Annotated in this window: 15 protein-coding genes; 12 read left to right on the forward strand and 3 right to left on the reverse strand. The window is 45.4% G+C overall.

Features of this window, described 5'->3' with window-relative positions; translation table 11 throughout:
* Window positions 1-355: 355 nt before the first annotated feature.
* The 4 genes from CHA6605_RS02105 to xth all read left to right on the forward strand — a co-directional run bounded on the left by CHA6605_RS02105 (window position 356) and on the right by xth (window position 3,509).
* On the forward strand, window positions 356-1,840 hold the full coding sequence (locus tag CHA6605_RS02105) for a response regulator (RefSeq protein ID WP_015157900.1): 1,485 nt from the start codon (window positions 356-358) through the stop codon (window positions 1,838-1,840).
* Between the two features lie 149 nt (window positions 1,841-1,989).
* The gene (locus tag CHA6605_RS02110; protein WP_015157901.1) at window positions 1,990-2,241 is read left to right on the forward strand and encodes a (2Fe-2S) ferredoxin domain-containing protein; all 252 of its coding nucleotides are present in this window, start codon (window positions 1,990-1,992) and stop codon (window positions 2,239-2,241) included.
* Window positions 2,242-2,246: 5 nt separating this feature from the next.
* Complete coding sequence (locus CHA6605_RS02115) at window positions 2,247-2,591, forward strand: DUF952 domain-containing protein (protein ID WP_015157902.1); 345 nt, start codon at window positions 2,247-2,249, stop codon at window positions 2,589-2,591.
* Between the two features lie 126 nt (window positions 2,592-2,717).
* Window positions 2,718-3,509 (forward strand): exodeoxyribonuclease III, encoded by a 792-nt coding sequence (gene xth, locus CHA6605_RS02120; protein WP_015157903.1) that lies wholly within the window; start codon window positions 2,718-2,720, stop codon window positions 3,507-3,509.
* A 79-nt stretch (window positions 3,510-3,588) separates the two neighbouring features.
* On the opposite strand, the gene CHA6605_RS02125 is transcribed toward xth, so the two are convergent.
* Window positions 3,589-4,422 carry a TIGR02452 family protein gene (locus CHA6605_RS02125; RefSeq protein ID WP_015157904.1) on the reverse strand — a complete coding sequence of 278 codons (834 nt, stop codon included), beginning with the start codon at window positions 4,420-4,422 and terminating at the stop codon, window positions 3,589-3,591.
* A gap of 55 nt (window positions 4,423-4,477) precedes the next feature.
* On the opposite strand from CHA6605_RS02125, the gene CHA6605_RS35345 reads away from it, so the two are divergent.
* Together CHA6605_RS35345 and CHA6605_RS02135 are read left to right on the forward strand one after the other, a co-directional pair.
* Window positions 4,478-5,572: a GNAT family N-acetyltransferase gene (locus CHA6605_RS35345; protein ID WP_015157905.1), complete on the forward strand. Its 1,095-nt coding sequence runs from the start codon at window positions 4,478-4,480 to the stop codon at window positions 5,570-5,572.
* 150 nt (window positions 5,573-5,722) lie between these two features.
* On the forward strand, window positions 5,723-6,685 hold the full coding sequence (locus CHA6605_RS02135) for a glycosyltransferase family 9 protein (RefSeq protein ID WP_015157906.1): 963 nt from the start codon (window positions 5,723-5,725) through the stop codon (window positions 6,683-6,685).
* Between the two features lie 127 nt (window positions 6,686-6,812).
* Here CHA6605_RS02135 and CHA6605_RS02140 read toward each other — a convergent pair whose 3' ends face one another.
* Complete coding sequence (locus CHA6605_RS02140) at window positions 6,813-7,244, reverse strand: Fur family transcriptional regulator (protein WP_015157907.1); 432 nt, start codon at window positions 7,242-7,244, stop codon at window positions 6,813-6,815.
* Between the two features lie 242 nt (window positions 7,245-7,486).
* Here CHA6605_RS02140 and CHA6605_RS02145 point away from each other — a divergent pair, with 242 nt between their 5' ends.
* The 6 genes from CHA6605_RS02145 (at window position 7,487) to CHA6605_RS02170 (ending at window position 12,551) form a co-directional block, all read left to right on the forward strand.
* Complete coding sequence (locus tag CHA6605_RS02145; RefSeq protein ID WP_015157908.1) at window positions 7,487-8,026, forward strand: peroxiredoxin; 540 nt, start codon at window positions 7,487-7,489, stop codon at window positions 8,024-8,026.
* 269 nt (window positions 8,027-8,295) lie between these two features.
* The gene (gene gorA / locus CHA6605_RS02150) at window positions 8,296-9,645 is read left to right on the forward strand and encodes a glutathione-disulfide reductase (RefSeq protein WP_015157909.1); all 1,350 of its coding nucleotides are present in this window, start codon (window positions 8,296-8,298) and stop codon (window positions 9,643-9,645) included.
* A 269-nt stretch (window positions 9,646-9,914) separates the two neighbouring features.
* Complete coding sequence (locus tag CHA6605_RS02155) at window positions 9,915-10,289, forward strand: photosystem I reaction center subunit IV (protein WP_015157910.1); 375 nt, start codon at window positions 9,915-9,917, stop codon at window positions 10,287-10,289.
* A 235-nt stretch (window positions 10,290-10,524) separates the two neighbouring features.
* A complete protein-coding gene (locus CHA6605_RS02160; RefSeq protein WP_157259725.1) occupies window positions 10,525-11,085 on the forward strand; it encodes a hypothetical protein in 561 nt (186 codons plus the stop codon).
* A 25-nt stretch (window positions 11,086-11,110) separates the two neighbouring features.
* Window positions 11,111-12,292, forward strand: coding sequence for a glycosyltransferase family 2 protein (locus CHA6605_RS02165; protein WP_015157912.1), 1,182 nt, complete (start codon window positions 11,111-11,113; stop codon window positions 12,290-12,292).
* 67 nt (window positions 12,293-12,359) lie between these two features.
* Window positions 12,360-12,551, forward strand: coding sequence for an acetyltransferase (locus CHA6605_RS02170; protein WP_232432166.1), 192 nt, complete (start codon window positions 12,360-12,362; stop codon window positions 12,549-12,551).
* Window positions 12,552-12,734: 183 nt separating this feature from the next.
* On the opposite strand, the gene CHA6605_RS02175 is transcribed toward CHA6605_RS02170, so the two are convergent.
* Window positions 12,735-13,166 (reverse strand): VOC family protein, encoded by a 432-nt coding sequence (locus tag CHA6605_RS02175; RefSeq protein ID WP_015157914.1) that lies wholly within the window; start codon window positions 13,164-13,166, stop codon window positions 12,735-12,737.
* Window positions 13,167-13,397: the final 231 nt, after the last annotated feature.

The raw sequence follows: 13,397 nt of genomic DNA on the forward strand, positions 1-13,397 counted from the left end.
AAGCCTAAAGCCTAAAGCCTAGATCCCGCTCACATCGATCGGCGCACAATTTGGGTATACTTAATATGTAGTGTTAAATCGATTACTGGATTTAACCAGCTTGCATGACACTCATCGATCGCCAAATCTAGCACAGAGATACGAATTTAATAATTACTAATTATGATTTCTAATTCTGGAGGCTCAGCTTTCCAATTCAAAGCGATCGAATTAATTTATACGAACCATAAATAATCAAGTAGAATCTGCTATTGTCATACATCATATCGATCGGCATAGCTCGCTCCGATCTAACTATAAATTTAAACTTTCAAAAATCTACCGTAAGTAAAAGTAATAGCTTGAATTTTTGCTCATGAATTGTCAGGATGAATATGAATTTATAGAAGCAGCGCAAGCAAAAACTTTGGAAGAATATGCGATCGAGATCGATCGAATAGAACGAGCGATTCTAGCAGCTCAATCCGCTCACTCTCCCGAAGCAGAAGCGATCGCCAACGAACGCGCCAGTAATTTTTATGCAGCGTGGGGTAAAGAGAAAATCGCCGCAGTATATTTGCAAGATGCTTACGATTGCTACGTTCGAGCCGGAGTTACCACAAAAATAACCGAACTCGAACAATGTTATCCACAATTATTGCAATCTATCCAAAGCCCATCTATTGCGGCAACTAACTACTTCACCGACGAGTTTATTGCCACCCTCAGCCATGAATTTCGCAACCCCCTCAATGGCATTTTGGGCATGTCAGAAGCATTATTAGAAGAAGTCTTCGGTGTCATGAACGAACGACAACTTAATGCCGTCACGACGATCGATCGCAGTGGCGGGTATTTGCTCGCACTTGTGAATAACATGACAGATCTGTCTCAAATTCAAGTCGGTAAACTAGAACTAGAGCTGACGCAGGTTTCGGTGGTAGAACTCTGTCAGTTTAGTGCCAGCTTTGTCAAACACCATGCCATCCAAAAACAGATCCAACTAGATACACACATCCCTACCGATGCTGGCATGATTCGCGTCGATCTTCAGCGGATGCGCCAAGTATTAATTAACTTACTCGATCGAGCGATCGATGCCACCCCCATTGGCGGTCAGGTGAAACTAACAGTGACTCGCCAGCCAGAAGGGACGATAGCGGGTGCCAAATCATCCATTCATTTTGCTGTGAGCGACACTAGTAAAGAGATTCCTGTTGCTAGCGAAGATGAATTATTTCAACCGATCCTTCCGAGCCTCCCCATGCAAGGCTACACCAACGATAGCCACCATGTCGGCTTAGGCTTAATGCTCGTCAATCCGATCGTCGAATTGCATGGCGGTACGCTCACTTGTCAAAGTATTATCGGTCAGGGTACCCATATTGCCGTATCACTGCCACATACCTGTCTGGTTTTTGAGCCTCAAAGCGAGCCTAGCCGCTCGCCTGACTATCTCGGTACTATTTCCGAAACTATCGTCGAGGAAGCAATCGAACCACCACTGATTCTCATCGTCGAAGATAACGAACTAAATATCAATACGATTTCTAGCTACCTCACCGTCAAAGGCTATCGTCCGATTGTCGCTCAAGATGGCGAATCAGCACTAAAACTCGCCCAAAAACACTGTCCCGATCTCATTTTGATGGATATTCAAATGCCTGGAATGGACGGCTTAGAGGCAATCTCTCGCATTCGCGAACATCCCCAACTAACAAGCATTCCCATCGTCGCGCTCACAGCTCTAGCCATGGAAGGAGATCGCGACAAATGCTTGAGTGCAGGTGCCAATGACTATCTCACCAAACCAGTTAAGCTCAAACAACTCAATCAAACTATTCAGCAGTGGTTGGGGTAGGGGATTGGGGATTGGAGAGCCAATTCATCCAACGAGTAGGGTGGGCGGTGCCCACCATCTAGGTTACAGACGATATAAGTACAAAAAAAGACACTTGGCTACTTAGAAATCGGATAAAATCTAGATAAATTGTAGCGATCGCTATATTTATGGAAGAAAAAACTTGCATTCTGATTTGTCAAAATCGTACCTGTAAAAAACAAGGCGCAGCAGATATATTGACAGCATTTCGCACGCTTAATATTTCAGAAATTAATTACGAAGGTTGCGGTTGTCTGGGTAATTGTGGCAATGGGCCAATGGTATTAGTATTACCAGCCAGAATATGGTATTATCACGTTCGACCTCAAGATGTATCGAAAATTATCACAGCCAGCACCGAGAAGTGCGAATCTACCTAAAATACATGAACACAATCTTACATATTACCCAGCGCGATCTATGGACAAAAGCCAAAAATTTGGGTAGTTATAACAGCGATACATTAGCAACTGAAGGATTCATTCATTGTTCGACTCTGGCTCAAGTTGTCGGTTCTGCAAATCGATTTTTTAAGGGTCTTAAAGATTTAGTAATTCTGGTAATTGATGTCGATCGAGTTACGCCAGAAATTCGCTACGAAGGCGCAGATCCAAACAATTTATTCCCACACATCTACGGCGAATTAAATATCGATGCAGTAATTAGAGTTGTCGATCTCGAATCTGATGCAGATGGTTTATTTATATTGCCAAAAGAGTTAGATAATTGATAATTAATAATTGATAATTAATAATTGAAACTACTTTATTATCCCTAAAGCCTAAAGCCTAAAGCCTAAAGCCTAAAGCCTAACACCTACCCCCTACCCCCTACCCCCTACCCTCTACCCTCTAAAATGCAGATTGCTACTTGGAATGTCAACTCGATTCGGACGCGGCTAGATATTGTTACTAATTGGTTGCAACAAAATCCGGTTGATGTTCTTTGCATTCAAGAAAGTAAAGCCACCGACGAACAATTTCCGATCGCGGCGATCGCCGCTTGTGGATATCATGCTTATATCTCTGGGCAGAAATCATATAATGGTGTCGCCATGTTTGGCAAACAGCCGCTAACAGATGTCAGTATTGGTTTTGGCGGCGTTTTATCACCAGAATTAGTTGGCGATTTGGACGAGCAAAAGCGAGTAATTGCTGGTACTCTCGATGGCGTGCGGATCGTCAATCTTTACGTCCCGAATGGGAATACGATCGACAGCGATAAATACGTCTATAAGCTGCGGTGGTTGGAGTTGTTGGGTGAGTATTTAAAAACCATTATTGCATCCGGTCAGCAGTCAATTTGCGTCTGTGGCGACTTTAATATTGCACTCGAAGATATCGATATTCATAGCAAAACTGTCTCGTTAGATCGAGTGATGGCAACTTCCGCCGAAAGAGACTTATTACGCAAATCTGTACTAGATTTAGGCTTTCAAGATAGCTTCCGTAAATTTACAACTACTGGCGGACATTTTAGTTGGTGGGACTATCGCCAACAGGGGTTTGAACGCAATCGCGGTTGGCGTATCGACCATCTTTATCTGACACCAGATTTATTCGATCGGGCTATTAGTTGTTCGATCGATATCGAGCCGCGTAAGCTAGTCCAACCCAGCGATCACGCACCTGTAATTGTCGAACTTTAATCGATCGGGCATCGTGCTCGCCACAGCTAATCTACTAGCACAAGCAACGATTACATTAATAGCACTTTACCGATTTTGCTTAGTTGCTAAACCGCTGTTGAAATGCTGTGAGTGTGTCTACATTGCTTTTAGAAGTATAAATCGCAAACACGACTCGATCGAAACAACCCAAAAAGCGTGGATCACTCAGCCATTGTCCGAACGCATCGGCTACCATGCTAGGATCGTTGCCAAATACCCCACAACCCCAAGCTCCGAGCAATAACGATCGATGTCCATTATCGCGGGCGATCGCCAGCACGATTCCCGCACGTCGCCTGAGTGTTGCCACAATTTCGTCACCACAAGTAGGATCGCGCCGCAAAGCTTGCCCCGCGTTGGGTGCGGGTGCGGTAATTACCGATGCCAGAAAAATATCATCGATTAACTCCCGATTGCGGATGCGAATCCAGGGTACGTTGGGCGAATAGATGACATTATCCGTATACAGTAGCGATTCACCCTGTCGATTGGCATCATAGTAGGCGGGTTGAGTCAGCAGACAGGGATAGATGCCCGAACAACGCGCCAAATCTTCTTCCTGAGCTTTGGCACCGTTAATGAAGCCACCGCCCGGATTCCGCGCTGAGGCGAAGCTCAACAGTACCAAATCGTGACATCCTTCGGATTGTACGAGTCGCTGGGCGGCAACTTGAGTTGTTTCACTGGTGACTTCGATCGTGGGTTGTCGATCGAATGTACCAGCCGCTGGTTGTGCTAGTAATGCCGATGACTGTTGTGGTGGATATAAAACCGTTTTCTTAACTGCCATCTGTTGTGCCGCCATAAATTCAACAGTTTTTCCGACACTATTAATATATTTCCCGGCTTTAAGGATACTTAGTGTTTCTTGAGCAGTATTTTTGAGCGACATAATTTGATTCGTTTGCTTGGAACGAGAAAACCCAACAGTAGCAATATCTAAATATATGCAAAAATATCTAAAATCTAGTGAAATAATCGATTGGCAACATCCAGACATTTTAGCACTAGCCCATCAAATTGCCTCCACACATCAAACCACCCCAGAGATTGCCAAAGCTTGTTTTGAATGGGTGCGCGATGAAATTCATCACAGTCACGACTACCAGATGAACCCCGTCACCTGTCGCGCCTCCGACGTCCTCAAATATAGAACGGGATATTGCTTTGCCAAAAGTCATCTCCTTGCGGCATTACTCCGCGCCAATAATATTCCGGCTGGCTTGTGCTATCAAAGATTGAGTATTGACGATCTAGGCGCACCTTATACTTTACACGGTTTAAATGCTATTTGCTTACCACAAATTGGTTGGTATCGCGTCGATTCGCGTGGCAATCGCGAGGGGGTTAATGCTCGATTTACTCCACCACAAGAGCAACTAGCTTATGAGATTAGACTGCCGCAAGAAGCTGATTTTGGTAATATTTTTTCAGAACCGCTACCAATAGTTATCGAAGTTCTTCAGACCTCGCGATCGTGGGATGAAGTTTTACATTCTTTGCCAGATGTATCTCTAGAAATATGGCAGCAACATCAACTAATTTTACAAATAGCAGACTATAATATTCGCACTTTAACTAACCAAGATGAGTCAATTTTGTGGACGATGCTGATGTATGCCGCACACGAATCATCGGTAGATACCGTGCGTGAAAATCCCGCTCTCGATCGATATGTCAAAGATTGGGGTAAAAGTGGCGATTTTGGATTGGTAGCGATCGATAATACACACGCGCTAGGTGCTGCTTGGTTGCGATTATTTCCTAGCAACAATCGCGGATTTGGTTATGTCGATGAGGGGATTCCAGAATTAGCAATAGCTGTATTGCCCGAACATCGAGGCAAAGGAATTGGTACTAAATTATTAATACAAACGATCGAATTAGCCAGCAGTCTCTATCCTGCGATTTCTTTGAGCGTTCGAGCCAATAACCCAGTTATTAATTTATACCAGCGTGCGGGTTTTGTGAAAGTCGATGGTAGCGAAATTCTCAATCGCACTGGTATATCGTCATTCAATATGATTTATCGCTACGACTAACAGCGCAACTTTGCGTCATAGGTATCGCTTCGAGGGTAAAAAATCGGTAAACCTCGATCGCTGCTATGTGAAGACTGTTACCAAAGATCCTACTACCACGCCCTATTCCTGCTAAAATCGATCGTAAATACAGCAGTAACTTGAGTGCAAATGCGTATCCTGGCTCTTGTCCCTGGTGGAATTGGCGACCAAATCCTTTTCTTCCCCACAATCGATAATCTCAAAGGACGTTACCCAGACGCAGAAATTGATGTCGTCGTCGAACCTCGATCGACTTCCGCATACCGTGTTTCCAAGTCTGTCCATAAAGTTATTCCCTTCGATTTCAAAGATGTTAATGGCCCCGCTGACTGGGGCAATCTTTTGGGTATCATCCGCGATAGCGAGTACGATGTCGCCATGTCTTTGGGGCGACGGTTTGGTGTCGGCTTGCTCCTGTGGTTGACAGGCATTCCCGTCCGTATTGGTTTTGATGTTGGTGCGAGTAAATTATTTCTTTCCAATCCAGTCTCGCTAAATCTCAACCAATATGCGGCGCAGATGTTTCACGATCTGGTTAGAGGTTTGAATATAACCGACCCTTGTCCGGCTGTGGGCATCAATGTTCCTAAAGCGGATATCGACTGGGCAGAAGCCGAACAGCAACGACTGGGGATAAAAGAGAGTGGTTACGTGCTGATTCATGGGGGCGAAAATAAGCCGGATCGCACTCTGGGTGTAGATCGCATTTATCCCGTCAAACAGTGGCAACAGATTGTCAAAGACTTGCAAACTCGGCAACCCAATATCCCCGTCGCAGTTATCGAAGGCCCCGATGATGGCGAGTTTATCGAAGCACTATTAACACTTTGTCCGGCTCTAAAAGTAATTAGCCCCCCAGATATCGGCAAACTCGCAGCCACGATCGCAGGTGCCAATCTGATGTTATGTACCAATAGCGGCCCGATGCACCTAGCCGTAGCCGTTGGTACGTATACGATCGCCCTATTTGGCCCATCCGACCCAGCCAAATTATTACCCGAAAATGGTCGATCGATCGCGATCAAATCCCGCACAGGAAAGCTCGCCGATATTCCGCCATCAGATATTCTGGAGAAGATTTGGAAGGGATAGGTTTGAGTTGAAATGTCAGGGTTAAGTCTTGGTGACGATCGTTTATTAAATCGATAACACTATTTTTTTGGGAAGAGATAAAAATAGATGGTGGGCACTGCCCACCATCTATTTTTAGAGCAGGGCACTACTCACTATCTGCTTGACTACATCGATCGCAATATCCGCGCACGGTAATTTCGTATGTCTGCGCCTTAAGACCCGCTCGGAGTCGATCGAATTTTACTACAGGCAGCTCATCCCAGCCGATATCCTCGATCGTGCCACATTGTTGACAGTGGAAATGATGGTGCGGTCCGACGATCGCATCGTAGCGCGATACGCCAGCTTCGAGCAATACTTCGCGGATCAATCCTGCCGCGCGCAAAGCTTGCAAGGAGCTATAAATCGTCGCTTGCGAAGAGACAGGGCAATATTGATTTAAATCCACCAGCAGTTGTTCGACTGTGGGATGATCGTTACGTGAGAGGAGATTGGCATACACGGCGAATCGTTGCGGTGTGACCCGCAAGCCTTTAGCTTTGAGTGTTTGGACGATCGCGTCTGTTGATTGGCTCATTGCGGGGGAACTAGGGACTAGAAACTAGTGGCTAGTAGAGAGGTACTGTTACCACCAATTATAATCCCGAATTTCCCAGAACGCTCGTTAAATTTTAAATATTCTTAATTAAGTTTAATTATGACTCTTGACTTATTCCTAAATTAGAATTATTCTGAGATATGTGAGCTTAGATCGCTCGGTGGCCAGTTGTCGCGAACGACTTTGCGCTGAAAATATTTAATTAAATTTAGGAGTAAATCATGGCTGTAGTCAATCAACAAGTGCCCAACGTTGTATTTAAGACTCGCGTGCGCGACGAGTCGGTCGAAGGGCCAAACCCCTACAAATGGCAGGACACGACTACACAAGATATCTTCGCAGGTAAAAGAGTAGTTGTCTTCTCCCTCCCTGGTGCCTTTACCCCTACCTGCTCTACTAGCCACCTCCCTGGTTACGATGCCGCATACGACGAAATCAAATCATTGGGTATTGACGAAATCTACTGTGTATCCGTCAATGATGCTTTTGTGATGTTCCAATGGGGTAAAAACATGGAAGTGAAAAACGTCAAGCTATTACCCGACGGGAATGGTGAATTCAGCCGTAAAATCGGGATGTTGGTCGAAAAATCCAACTTGGGTTTTGGAATGCGGTCTTGGCGTTACTCGATGGTCGTCAATGACGGCAAAGTCGAGCAAGCATTCATCGAACCTGGTTACAGTGACAACTGTGAAACCGATCCTTTTGAAGTTTCCGATGTCAATACGATGCTAAATTATTTGAAAAGCGTCAAAGGTTAGTTACTGGGGGTTGGTTGAGACTAACCAACCTCTATTTAAACCAGTCATGCAGCAATAAGTTTATCCCATCCCAGTTTCCTCTTCTAGACTCTAAGAACGAGGTAAATTGGTGATGGGTAATCCCATCGGATTTACTATCAGTCTCAACTAGCCAGTAAGCGTTAAATTAAATAATAGCTATCGAATATCTCGATCTTGAGTCAACCTGGATCGATTACACCACAGATTCGCTACATTTCCAAATTTTGGGCAAGAAGGACATACAAGACATGAGTTATGATTTTGACCTATTCGTAATTGGTGGCGGCTCTGGCGGGATTGCTACAGCACGTCGTGCAGCAGAATATGGTGCCAAGGTAGGTGTTGCTGAGTATAGTAAGCTCGGTGGTACCTGCGTCAATCGTGGCTGTATTCCCAAGAAGCTGATGGTGTACGCTTCGCACTTTCCAGAATTATTCACCGATGCCGAAGGTTATGGTTGGAGTGCAGTTAACAGTCAGCTAGACTGGCCGAAAATGATTGCCTCGATCGATAATGAGTTACTCCGGCTCAATGGGATTTATCAAACGATGCTGGATAAATCCAAAGTAGAAGTTATTCCCGCACGCGCGAAGTTTATCGACAATCATACGCTGCAAGTAGGCGAGCGCACCGTTACCGCCGATAAGATTTTGATTGCTGTTGGCGGATATCCGTTTCGTCCAGAAATTCCAGGGATCGAACACGCGCTGATCTCCGACGAGATGTTTTATTTACCCACCCAACCCAAGAAAATCGTGATTCTGGGTGCTGGTTATATCGGCTGTGAGTTTGCTTGCATTATGAACGGATTGGGTACCGAAGTTACCCAGATTATTCGCCCCGAGCTGATTTTACGGAGTTTCGATAGCGACATTCGATCGGCAGTCCAAGAAGGCATGATCCGTCATGGCGTGAATATTATCAATAACGCCCAAGATCTATCGATCGAAAAAACCGATAATGGCGTGAGCGTCACTGTTATCACCAAAGATGGCAAACAGACAGTTTTAGCCGATGCCATCAGTTTAGCTGCTTTAGGACGCAAGCCGAATACCGCTAACTTAGGGCTAGAAAATGTCAACGTCAAAACCCATGAAGGAGCAATCTTGGTCGATGCAAGCAGCCAGACGAATGTAGAAAATATCTACGCCGTGGGCGACTGTACCGATGAGATCCAGCTTACACCCGTAGCTGTCAACGAAGGTCGTGCATTTGCCGATACGGTATTTGGCAACAAACCCCGCGTCATGAACTATGCCGATATTCCGACAGCCGTATTCACCACTCCCGAAGCAGCCACCGTCGGTTTAACCGAAGAAGAAGCGCGAGAAATGCACGGCGATAACATCAAAATCTACCGGAGTAATTTCCGTCCGATGTACTATGTCCTACCAAATAAACAGGATCGCACCCTGATGAAACTGGTAGTAGATAGCAAAACCGATCGCATTCTCGGCGCACACATGGTTGGCGATCACGCCGCAGAAATCATTCAAGGCGTAGCTATCGCCGTCAAAATGGGCGCGAAGAAAGCCGATTTTGATGCCACCGTAGGCATCCACCCCAGCTCCGCTGAAGAATTTGTCACCATGCGCTAGGTAGCCCATTTCTAGAGAGCAGTGCCTCATCCTTGCTTTCTAGAAACCAAGCAACTCAAAGAGAATCGATCGGTTAAACTAAATTCGGGATCGGCTGCTGGGATGTTGCAGGAGCTAAGGATGATTTTTCATCATTATAAATATAGATTTTATATCCAAAACTAATGTTATCTATCAAAAGGTAGACACTCGATCGCGTAGTGGCTTGATAACATAATAGCAGCTCAAAAGTAACATAAATAGAGCTAAATATTAGCGAGGACAATCTCATGATCGAACGTGGTTCTAAAGTTCGGATACTCAGACAGGAATCTTACTGGTATCGCGAAGAAGGTATCGTGGCTGCCATGGACAAAAGTGGAATTAAATATCCAGTAATCGTCCGGTTTGAAAAAGTTAACTATGCAGGCGTCAACACCAATAACTTTGGATTGCACGAGCTACAAGAAACCGCCGCACCCAGCAAAAAAACTCTCTCAACTGCTGCATCTGGCGGCAAACAAACCACGATCGAGCCAGCCACCCGCCGCACTGGTTCTGGTAACATGAAAGGAAATGTCAGCCCCGGAGCCGAACCAGAAGCACCATCCGTAGACGATCCCTACGTTGAAGGTTCGCCCAACCAAGGCACAGAAGCGCGCTAATAATATTATTAAAATTTTGAAAATAGGTAGGGGAAATCGTGTGATTTCCCCTACCTATTTTTGCACGTCTCTACCTAAAGATAGATTTGATAGTCTGTCTTTAGAAGCTGTGAGTTATGAGAGCAAATTAGATATGATAACCCTGTAGTAAAGATGAATTTTGCGAACAATGGTTAACATAATTAAAGCACTAAAAAAAACAGTACTGTCTATTAAATTTAAGTCATTTATCAAAATGACACTAAGTTTATTCGCAGTCATGCTATTAATTACTACTACTGCCTGCGGCGGTAATCCCACAACTGAGGGCGAAAAAATGACCTCTGGTAGTGGCGTTCGTCCCAACCCAGCTAACCCAGGCCCAGGTAAAGTTACCGAACTATATAAGACGATCGAAAAGCCTGAAGGCGGCATGAATAACTATAGCGATGTCGATCCCCGCATGGATACATCCGAAGCTGCTGCCAAAGCCGAACGTAATATCAAGCAATCTGACGAACTGCAAAAGAACGTTACTAATCCCTTCAAACAACTTGGCAAACAATTAGACGGTCGCGGTATTCCCGAAAGAGTAGCCGATGGTGCTAAAGGTGTCACCCGTTCTGCCAAAGAAACCGCAGAAGACGTCGCCAAGGGTACCGAAAGAGGATACAACAATCTTAAAGGCAATACTAAAACATTTGCAGACGACCTCAGTTCCGGTGTAGATGAGCTGAAGCAAAACGCTAAAAATACAGGTAAAGATATCAAAGAGTCGGCCAACGATCTCAAAGATACCATTCGGAAAGCGAGCTAATCAACTGAATATTTCATCAAAAAACATGATTATTCAATCTGTTGATGTTAGCGATTTCCACACATCTTTAACTAGCGTCCCACCGCTAGCTAAATGTGAGGTTAGCGTCATCATCCCAGTCAAAGACGAAGCACAAACACTTCGAGAAACACTCTTAGCACTCGCTCACCAGACCGATACCCAGGGCAAACCTTTAGATCCAAACCGTTACGAGCTGATTATTTTAGCGAATAACTGTGCTGATGATTCAGCAGCGATCGCCCGGAAGTTTGCCCTAGAACATCCTCAGCTACCCATCCATGTCGCCGAGATGACATTGCCACCAGAGCACGCCTATATTGGCTATGTGCGCAAACTGTTGATGGATGAAGCGTATCGCCGTTTGATGAGTTTAGGGCGTCAGCGTGGCATTATTGCCTCCACTGATGGCGATAGTAGGGTCGCTCCAACGTGGATTGCCGCCACCATCGACGAGATTAATGCGGGTGTAGATGCTGTTGGCGGTCGCATTCTCACCGATCGCCGTAGCCGTCACAACCTCTCACGACAAGCTCGGACTTACTTTTTGCAAGAAGTCGGCTATCGATCGCTAGTGGCGCAGATGGAGTATCATCTCGATCCTGACCCCTACGATCCCTTGCCGCGACATTACCAACATTATGGTGCGAGTCTGGCTGTTACCGCCGAAATGTATGCCAAAGCTGGCGGTATTCCTCCGGTACGCACGCCGGAAGATGAAGCCTTTTATCAGTCCCTGCTCCGCGTCAACGCTCGGTTTAGGCACAGTCCTCGCGTGCAGGTAATTACCTCTGCTAGAGCATCCGGACGATCGCCAGTCGGATTAGCCAACCAGTTGAGCAAATGGACTCAAATGTCCGTCGATACCTCATTTAAAGTCGAACCAGCAGAGGCGATCGCCTCCCGCTTTGGCTCGCGTCGCAAGTTACGCTCCATGTGGCATAAACTCTTGGATGGATATCAGGTTTCGGTTAAAGAATTAGAGCCGATTGCTAGCAAATTGGGCGTTTGTGCTGACTGGTTGCGGACAGAACTCGATCGATCGCAAACATTTGGCAGATTATTCGAGCAAGTCACCCAGTATCAACATCAAAATGCACCGATGCACTGGCAACCGATCGATATTAAGACCGCAATTACCGAACTTCGCCAACGACTGGCACTCCTCAAAGATCGTGCTGTCGGCTAATTTTCACACCCACTCTGTCCTTTATTCCTAACTGACAATGTTTCTTCAAAATAAAAGCTCTGATACCATGGTCGAAATCAAAGATCTGGAAACTCTGTTCAATCCACTCAAAAATGAAGTCGAGGGCAGAATTCAAGAAGGTCAAGAAGAACAAGATCCTACACCCTTCCCCAAGCAGGATCTCATATTTGCATCGGGTGAAGAGTTACCACGTTGCTGGATCGACCCCGACTATCGAACTTCTAACTCAGCCAACTAGAGCGATCCATACATTCGATCGACGGAAACTACCGAGCGGCTGCGGACGAAGATCCGACGATTGCAATCGTCGGATCTTCGTCCGCTCTAGTTTGAGCTAAAAATTTAAAGTATGACTTGTAAAGATGAGGAACTTGTGAGCAAACAAGCTAAACCCTTCAAAATCGGCCAATTTGCTTATCTATCACATCGTTTCTGTATTGTTTTTGACAGAACTTTCACCAACATCCCAACCTGTATTTTCTAAAACCACCCGATAACCATCTGGATCTTCAAAAGTGACTCCATTTTTGTCCCAGTAAGGATTGTAAGACTTTACGGGCGCGTACCCGCTCTCTTGGAATCGATCGATCGCCTGTTGCCACTCTTGCGGATCTGGAATATAGAATACAAGCAGGTTATCTAGTGTGGGAGCGCGACCCACCACATGCCCCTGTTGGTGAACAAACTCCAGGTGATAAGCCAATCCTGGCAACCCCACCATCACACCATCAAATCCCTGATGATTTTCAAATCGATCGAGAATTTGCAATCCTAGACTATGGGTGTAAAATTTGACAACTTCATTTAGTCGATCGGTCGGTCGAGCGATCCGAATAATCTTGCCGACAAGCATCATAACTCCTCCAAAATTATCTAGATGGGGCGATCGCGTATTTAATTTTTTTCGATCGTGAAGCAGTCATCGATAGTTTAAATTTCTCTAAATTGGCTCAGATTCTCTTGCGGGCAGCGAGTTTGTTTCTCGTTTACTCACTGTTGTATCTTCTCTGAATCTGCAAGAGCGTAATATGCTTGATTTTCTGGTTGAATCTATCTCTGCCACTCGTTCTGGGGCAATTCCACC

This window comes from Chamaesiphon minutus PCC 6605 (genome assembly GCF_000317145.1).
Classification (GTDB): Bacteria; Cyanobacteriota; Cyanobacteriia; order Cyanobacteriales; family Chamaesiphonaceae; genus Chamaesiphon; species Chamaesiphon minutus.

Excerpts from the sequence above, each read along its gene's own strand:
- CHA6605_RS02145 (WP_015157908.1), top strand. The coding sequence starts at position 7,487 with ATGGCTGTAGTCAATCAACAAGTGCCCAACGTTGTATTTAAGACTCGC.
- CHA6605_RS02140 (WP_015157907.1), bottom strand. The coding sequence starts at position 7,244 with ATGAGCCAATCAACAGACGCGATCGTCCAAACACTCAAAGCTAAAGGC.
- CHA6605_RS02155 (WP_015157910.1), top strand. The coding sequence starts at position 9,915 with ATGATCGAACGTGGTTCTAAAGTTCGGATACTCAGACAGGAATCTTAC.
- CHA6605_RS02110 (WP_015157901.1), top strand. The coding sequence starts at position 1,990 with ATGGAAGAAAAAACTTGCATTCTGATTTGTCAAAATCGTACCTGTAAA.
- CHA6605_RS02125 (WP_015157904.1), bottom strand. The coding sequence starts at position 4,422 with ATGTCGCTCAAAAATACTGCTCAAGAAACACTAAGTATCCTTAAAGCC.
- gorA (WP_015157909.1), top strand. The coding sequence starts at position 8,296 with ATGAGTTATGATTTTGACCTATTCGTAATTGGTGGCGGCTCTGGCGGG.
- CHA6605_RS02135 (WP_015157906.1), top strand. The coding sequence starts at position 5,723 with ATGCGTATCCTGGCTCTTGTCCCTGGTGGAATTGGCGACCAAATCCTT.
- xth (WP_015157903.1), top strand. The coding sequence starts at position 2,718 with ATGCAGATTGCTACTTGGAATGTCAACTCGATTCGGACGCGGCTAGAT.
- CHA6605_RS02105 (WP_015157900.1), top strand. The coding sequence starts at position 356 with ATGAATTGTCAGGATGAATATGAATTTATAGAAGCAGCGCAAGCAAAA.
- CHA6605_RS02170 (WP_232432166.1), top strand. The coding sequence starts at position 12,360 with ATGGTCGAAATCAAAGATCTGGAAACTCTGTTCAATCCACTCAAAAAT.
- CHA6605_RS02115 (WP_015157902.1), top strand. The coding sequence starts at position 2,247 with ATGAACACAATCTTACATATTACCCAGCGCGATCTATGGACAAAAGCC.
- CHA6605_RS02165 (WP_015157912.1), top strand. The coding sequence starts at position 11,111 with ATGATTATTCAATCTGTTGATGTTAGCGATTTCCACACATCTTTAACT.
- CHA6605_RS02160 (WP_157259725.1), top strand. The coding sequence starts at position 10,525 with ATGACACTAAGTTTATTCGCAGTCATGCTATTAATTACTACTACTGCC.
- CHA6605_RS02175 (WP_015157914.1), bottom strand. The coding sequence starts at position 13,166 with ATGCTTGTCGGCAAGATTATTCGGATCGCTCGACCGACCGATCGACTA.
- CHA6605_RS35345 (WP_015157905.1), top strand. The coding sequence starts at position 4,478 with ATGCAAAAATATCTAAAATCTAGTGAAATAATCGATTGGCAACATCCA.